Raw genomic sequence first — 6,900 nt, forward strand, 5'->3', positions numbered from 1 at the left:
TATTCTATTTTAAACTCAATTTTCTTTTAATGTATGATATATTTTCATTACATTTTGTGCTAACTTCATTGAATCATGATGTATCATTTCTGAATCATCAATTATATCTGCTTTAAATAAACCAACACCTAAATCTTCTACAGCTTTTTCATCAATAAGTACAGGATATTGACCTTTTTGCGCATAATATTCCTGCATTTCTGCAGAAATTTCTTTATTATTAACTAAAACATAATTAACTATACCTGCACCGCCATGTTCAATCAAAGCTTTTACATGCATAGAAGCTGTATAATCATCTGTCTCTCCTGGTTGAGTCATTACATTACAAATATAAATCTTTATAGCTTTGCTTTTTTTGATTTCATCAGCAATATTATCCACTAATAGATTAGGGATTATACTTGTATATAAACTTCCTGGACCAAACACAATGACTTCAGCTTCTCTGATAGCTTTTATAGAAGAAGGCACTGGCTCTACATGATGTGGAAAAATATGCACACGTTTTATGCGTTTATGCACTAACGGAATTTGAGACTCACCTTCTACAACAGTTCCATCTTCCATAGTTGCACTTAAACGAATTTTAGCTGTTGTCGCTGGGAAAACTCTCCCTTTTACAGCTAATACACGACTTGACTCTTTTAAAGCTTGTTCAATATCGCCAGTAACTTCTGTCATTGCAGTGATAAATAAATTACCAAAGCTATGGCCAGCTAAATCACTATTCCCACTAAAACGATATTGAAATAACTTTTCCATCATTGGTTCTGTATCTGCTAAAGCTACTAAACAATTTCGCAAATCGCCTGGAGGCACAATATTAAATTCCTCACGAAGTCTACCAGAAGAACCGCCATCATCTGCTACAGTAACAATAGCAGTAGCATTTCTAGTTTCCTCTTTCATACCACGAAGAAGCACAGAAAGACCTGTACCGCCACCGACCACAGTAACATTTGGACCTTTATCCAGTTTGCGATGTTCATAAATCATATCTACTAATCTTCCAGACTTATCAGGAACAAGCACTGTTATCAATGAACGAATGACCATTCTTGTAGCTAATAGCATTATTATCAAGCCGAAGACGATTATAGCTATACCTACGATTGCAGTTATCATATAATCATATGAACCTGTCCATGTATACACAGCATAAAATAAAAATTCTTCAATGCTATCTATATATTTATAATTGAATACTATGGCTAAGCCTAAACCTGTAAGCAATGCACCAACAGCAAATAAACATAACCAACGCTTAAATCGCATTCCAGGATAAAGCCATTTTAATAAATGCATTTAATCCCCTACTTTCTTATATTACTATGTTCAATTTGCTCTATGTTCTCTTACTTCATTTTTCATCAAATCACGATGTTCTAAATTTGCCACATAACCTTTTTCATTTAATAAATTATATAAATGATTAGCTATATATACAGAGCGATGCATACCACCTGTACAGCCTACAGCAATTACCAACTGACTTTTTTCTTCATTGATATATTGTGGTATCAAAAATTCTACTAAATCATCTAATTTCTTCTTAAATTCTTTAGTAACTTCATATTTTTCTATATAAGCTGCCACTTCTGGCACAGTTCCGCTCTTATAACGAAGTTTTTCATCATAAAATGGATTAGGTAAAAATCTCACATCAAAAACTAAATCAGCATCTAAAGGCAAACCGAATTTAAACCCAAAAGATAAAATACTGATATTCATTTTTCCAGTATCATCAGTTTTAAACATCTTTGTAAGGCGTTCTTTCAATTCAGCACGTTTTAAACAGCTAGTATCAATAATGAAATTAGCACGTTTTTTTATTTTATCTAAAGCTTTACGTTCAAGTTCAATAGCATCACTAACTAAAACATTAGGGTCCATTGGATGACGTCTGCGAGTTTCTTTATAACGACGAATAATTACTTCATCAGAAGCATCCATAAATAATAAATGATAATTTACTTTTTGTGCATCAATCTCATCCAAAACTTGATTAAATGTATCAAAAAAGTCTTTACTACGTGTATCTACTACCAAGACAAATTTCTGCATATTTTCTGTAGAATTACTACATAAATCTACAAATTTTGGTATCAATACAGGAGGTAAATTATCAACACAAAAATAACCCAAATCTTCAAGATTACGACATGCTAATGTTTTCCCAGCTCCAGACATACCAGTAACAATTATCAAACGAAAATCTTTCATATCTAACACCTCTAATCTATAAACTAGGAACATTATCCATTCTTATATAATAATCGCTCAAATATCTTTTTTCAATACATATTTATAAATTGCTTCGGCAACCCCATCATGTTCACAATCGCCCACAACTACATCACCACAAGCCTTGACATCATCTTTAGCACTTCCCATAACAGCGCTAAATCCAGCCACTTTCAACATAGGAACATCATTATTTGCATCACCTATAGCCATCACTTCATCTATACCCAAACCTAGTTTTTCTGCCAAATGATGAAGACCACTTGCTTTACTTATATTAGGTGCCATTATTTCTACATAATTAAATTGAGACTTCGCAGCATGAGCTTGACCAGAAAATTTTTCATTAAAAAGCCTTGCCACTTCATCACTTTCTTCATTACTAGTAGTGATGATTAAAATTTTAGGAATTCTATCTACTAATTCATATACTTTTTCACCGATGGCATAACCTTTTATATTAATGCCTTCTTCATATCCTTTTGTCTTATCTGTATAAGTTTCGTAATATAATTTATCATCTTGATAAGTTTGAAAATAATACTTCATTTCTTTACAATAATCATAAATTTCACTGACAATTTTTGGAGGTAAAAAACCTTCAAAATAAACTTTTCCAGATACAGATTTTATTAAAGCTCCATTATAAGTAATAATGGGCACATCTAATTCTAATTGTTCAGCAAATCTACGAGATGCCTCATACATTCTACCTGTTGCAATTGTTGGTATAATACCTTCTTTTGCCATTTCCTTTATAGCTTGTTTATTAGCTGGAGATATTTCACCATTTTTATTTAATAATGTACCATCTAAATCTGTAGCAAACAATTTTATACTCACAAAAATCACACTCTTTTCTCATTAAAAATTTATTCAATTATATCATAAACTTACATAATTTATTTTTTTATTTATCACCAAGATATACCATTCCCAGAAATAATATTATCTTCATTATCAGAACTAATTTGAACATTTAAAATCACAGGCATATTAGCTTCGCTTTCCATCCATGATTTCAATTTTATTACATCTTGGCTAGATAATTGTTCTTTTACATATACAATAACCATAAATTTTAAGGCGTTTATTTCACCTTTTTCATTGATATTATTAATTGTTCCGCCTTCAATCTTGTCAATCTGTGGAAATAAAATCTTTCCTTTTGTATTAAAAGCTTTTAAGATTGCTTGATTATCCGTTATTCTTTGATATGCTGGATAATATTGTACACTTAAATTTTGATATTTCATCAAATCACTATCTTTATTAGCCACATTCAAAACGCCATCACGTTGTTGAATACTACTATTTATCAATTTTTCAATATCTTGTTTTGAATAACCTTCATCATAAACATTTTGAATAATTTTCAAATTTAAATCTTTAAGCTGGCTATAATTTAACAAATCTTTTTTCAGTTTATCAATCTGTGTTTCTTCTAAAGTTTTGCCGATTAAAACTACTTCAAAAGTCTTACTATCTTCTCTTATATGATAAGCAACTACTTGTCTATCATCATAATTAAAATATTCATTTATATAGCTAGTAGCTTGTGCTTTTTCCACATTATCTCTTACACTTTGATAAGCTGTATATACACTAGGAATGATTGTTATAATACCGATAATTGCTAAATAAAATTTCTGTCTACGCAACACTTGAATAGATACATATTGTTTTGCAGGAACTTTAATAAATTTTAAAACTATAAAAGTTGACAAACAAATAAACACACCATTTATACAAAATAAATATAAAGCGCCACTAAAGAATTTCAAAGAATGTGTAGCGATACCATATCCCGCAGTACAAAGTGGTGGCATCAAGGCTGTGGCAATGGCTACACCTGGAATTACATTACTTTTTTCTTTACGAGTTATACCTATTATTCCTGCAAGTCCACCAAATAATGCTATCAAAACGTCCCATATCGTAGGTTCTGTACGTGCCAATAACTCTAAAGAAGCCGTAGAAATTGGTGATATATAAAAATAAATAGTTGATGTTAAAATACAAAATCCTACTTGAAATAATAATTTTAAAAATGACTTACGCACATAAGCCGTATCATATGTAGCTATACCATAACCTATAGCCATAATAACACCCATAAGCGGAGATATTAACATTGCCCCAATAATTACAGCTGTACTATTCATATTCAAACCGATAGAAGCAATAAACATAGCTAAAATTAAAATAGCCATATTCGTACCTTTTAATAAAGCTCCACTTTCAATTCTCTCGGAAATTTCTTCCATTGATGCCCTATCTGCATTCAAATCGAATACATCTAATAATACTTTTTTCAAATAGTCCATAAATTATCACCCTTTCTCAAAATAAATTTTGTGACTTTTCTTTAATTATAAATAACTTCATAACAATAAGCAAAATATTACTTTTAAATTTTTACATAAAAATAAAGGATAGATAATTTTTATCTATCCTTTTAGAAAAATAATTATTTTTTATTATTAAATTTCATAAAAATCAATCTTAGCTTTTATTTCCCCTATAGGCTCAAAAACAATTCCTGTTGCTTCTTGCATAGGATAAATACGAGAACTGATTACATATTCTCCACCATTGATGAAAATTTCTAAAGAAGAGTAATCACTAAATATCTGCAAATAAATCTTTTCATCTTGTAAATTAACTTTTGCTTCACGTTCACCAGTTACGCCTTTACCAGATTTATCGCGATTTAATTTAAATATTTTACTATTTTTATCATAGCTAATAACCGTTTCTTCATTTTCAGAAACACGCAATTTTAAATTAAAACCGTTTGCTTTTGTCAAATCAAAAACAGTATTTAATTCATAACAATCGCCATTTATTCCTTCTAAAATACAATTTTGAACTAAGTTTACATCATAATTCACATTATTTTTTCTTAATTTTTTCAACTCTGGTATTGGTAAACTATATACTTTGTTGTTTTTTACTTCTAAAACACGAGGAATACTCATCATACCAGCCCAACCTTCTTCTTGTTCTGGCATCTCGCTTTCCCACATAGCAAGCCAACCAATCATTAAACAGCGATTATTTTTTTCATCCTGCATTATTTGCGGAGCATAAAAATCAAAACCATAATCTAACATCTCAAAGTCATTTTCACGTTCAAAAATTCCTGTATTATAGTCCATTTTTCCCAAGAAATAACCTGATTGATGTAAATTTAAAAATTTATTACCTTCTGGCTCTACACCTTGAGGAGATAAAATCAATACTTCATGATTATCTATCTCTGCAAAATTAGGGCATTCCCACATAAAACCTAAATTTTCTTCTTCTGTAGACATAGCCATTACATTAACAAATTCCCAATTCAATAAATCCTTGGATTTATAAATTAATGCTTGTCCTGTTTTTTCTGTTGTTTGAGCTCCTACTACTTGGTAATACATATCATTATATTTCCAAACTTTAGGGTCTCTAAAATGCTCCTTAAGAATATTTAAATCTTCAGGAAAACTATCTATATTGATAATTGGATTGTTCTCCAATTTTTTAAAACTTATACCATCTTCACTGATTGCTACACATTGAGTTTGCAATTGTGCATCATCTTTATCATTTTCTTTATCCAAAACTACATGTCCTGTATAAAAAAGATATAAAGTATTATCTTTTTCTATTGCACTACCAGAAAAGCAACCATCTCTATCATATTCATCAGTTGGTGCAAGTGCTATCGGTTTTGTTTTCCAATTAACTAAATCCTTACTTGCTACATGTCCCCAATGCATAGGACCCCATTGGCTAGAATATGGATGATATTGATAAAATACATGATATTCACCATTAAAATAACAAAATCCATTAGGGTCATTAATCCAATTTGCAGGAGCACTAATATGATATTGTGGCTTCCAATAACTTTTTTTGGCAATTTTTGCCATTTTACTTTGATATTGTTCTGCTTTTGCTAAAGCTTCTAAATGTGTCAAAATCTCTCTCCTTATATTTCATGTTTATGAAATTAAAATTTCACGATATTATATAAAACCCGTTTGATGGTTTTATATAATATCACCATCTTCAAAAAAATGCAACCATTTTTTATAAATTATATTAATAACTAAATATGTTTAAAATTTATATTATATATTATGAATGTTAAATAAATATTAAGATTTTATAAAAAAGAACTACTTAAAAAGTAGTTCTTTTAAATTTATTAATAATATATGAATTAGAAATAAAATTCCATTTGTGCACGGAAGATATCTACATCTTGTCTACCTTCTGTACTTGTTGCATTTACTTGTGTACCTGTTGTGTAGAATACTTCTATTGTTGTATTTTCCATTGGTACATAGTCAAATCCAAGTGTCCATCCTCTTACGTTTTCAGTATAGTCTACTGTTGCATCTATTGTTGAGAATGCACCTACATTTCTATAGTTTGTGAAGATTGCAAAGGAACCTACATCACTTGGATTGTGTTGTTTATAGCGAAGTTCACTAAACCATCCATCATTTACTACTTCACTGCCAACACTATCTGTTACTCCATCTAAATCAGATTTACTATATGCTGCCATTAATGTTAAATTGTCTGCAAGTTTTGTATTAAATCCTGCTTCCCAGAAGTTTACACTATCTTGGAAATTATTGCCTTTTTCTGCTACTGTTA

At 30.0% G+C, this 6,900-nt stretch carries 5 protein-coding genes and 1 pseudogene; all 6 read right to left on the reverse strand.

Annotated features, from left to right (window positions below):
• Nucleotides 1-15: 15 nt before the first annotated feature.
• A complete protein-coding gene (gene yvcK, locus BMX03_RS08545; protein ID WP_022228138.1) occupies nucleotides 16-1,308 on the reverse strand; it encodes a uridine diphosphate-N-acetylglucosamine-binding protein YvcK in 1,293 nt (430 codons plus the stop codon).
• 30 nt (nucleotides 1,309-1,338) lie between these two features.
• A complete protein-coding gene (rapZ, locus tag BMX03_RS08550) occupies nucleotides 1,339-2,226 on the reverse strand; it encodes an RNase adapter RapZ (protein WP_022228137.1) in 888 nt (295 codons plus the stop codon).
• Between the two features lie 57 nt (nucleotides 2,227-2,283).
• Nucleotides 2,284-3,090: a Cof-type HAD-IIB family hydrolase gene (locus BMX03_RS08555; RefSeq protein WP_022228136.1), complete on the reverse strand. Its 807-nt coding sequence runs from the start codon at nucleotides 3,088-3,090 to the stop codon at nucleotides 2,284-2,286.
• Nucleotides 3,091-3,164: 74 nt separating this feature from the next.
• Nucleotides 3,165-4,574, reverse strand: coding sequence for a TIGR00341 family protein (locus BMX03_RS08560; RefSeq protein WP_091694871.1), 1,410 nt, complete (start codon nucleotides 4,572-4,574; stop codon nucleotides 3,165-3,167).
• A 156-nt stretch (nucleotides 4,575-4,730) separates the two neighbouring features.
• Nucleotides 4,731-6,212: a glycoside hydrolase family 32 protein gene (locus BMX03_RS08565; RefSeq protein ID WP_008537961.1), complete on the reverse strand. Its 1,482-nt coding sequence runs from the start codon at nucleotides 6,210-6,212 to the stop codon at nucleotides 4,731-4,733.
• 245 nt (nucleotides 6,213-6,457) lie between these two features.
• Nucleotides 6,458-6,900, reverse strand: a pseudogene (locus BMX03_RS08570) (S-layer homology domain-containing protein); the annotation flags it as partial.

This window comes from Megamonas sp. Calf98-2 (assembly GCF_900110235.1).
Lineage (GTDB): Bacteria > Bacillota > Negativicutes > Selenomonadales > Selenomonadaceae > Megamonas > Megamonas funiformis.

Coding starts and splice junctions, on each gene's coding strand:
- BMX03_RS08560 (WP_091694871.1), bottom strand. CDS start 4,574: ATGGACTATTTGAAAAAAGTATTATTAGATGTATTCGATTTGAATGCA.
- rapZ (WP_022228137.1), bottom strand. CDS start 2,226: ATGAAAGATTTTCGTTTGATAATTGTTACTGGTATGTCTGGAGCTGGG.
- yvcK (WP_022228138.1), bottom strand. CDS start 1,308: ATGCATTTATTAAAATGGCTTTATCCTGGAATGCGATTTAAGCGTTGG.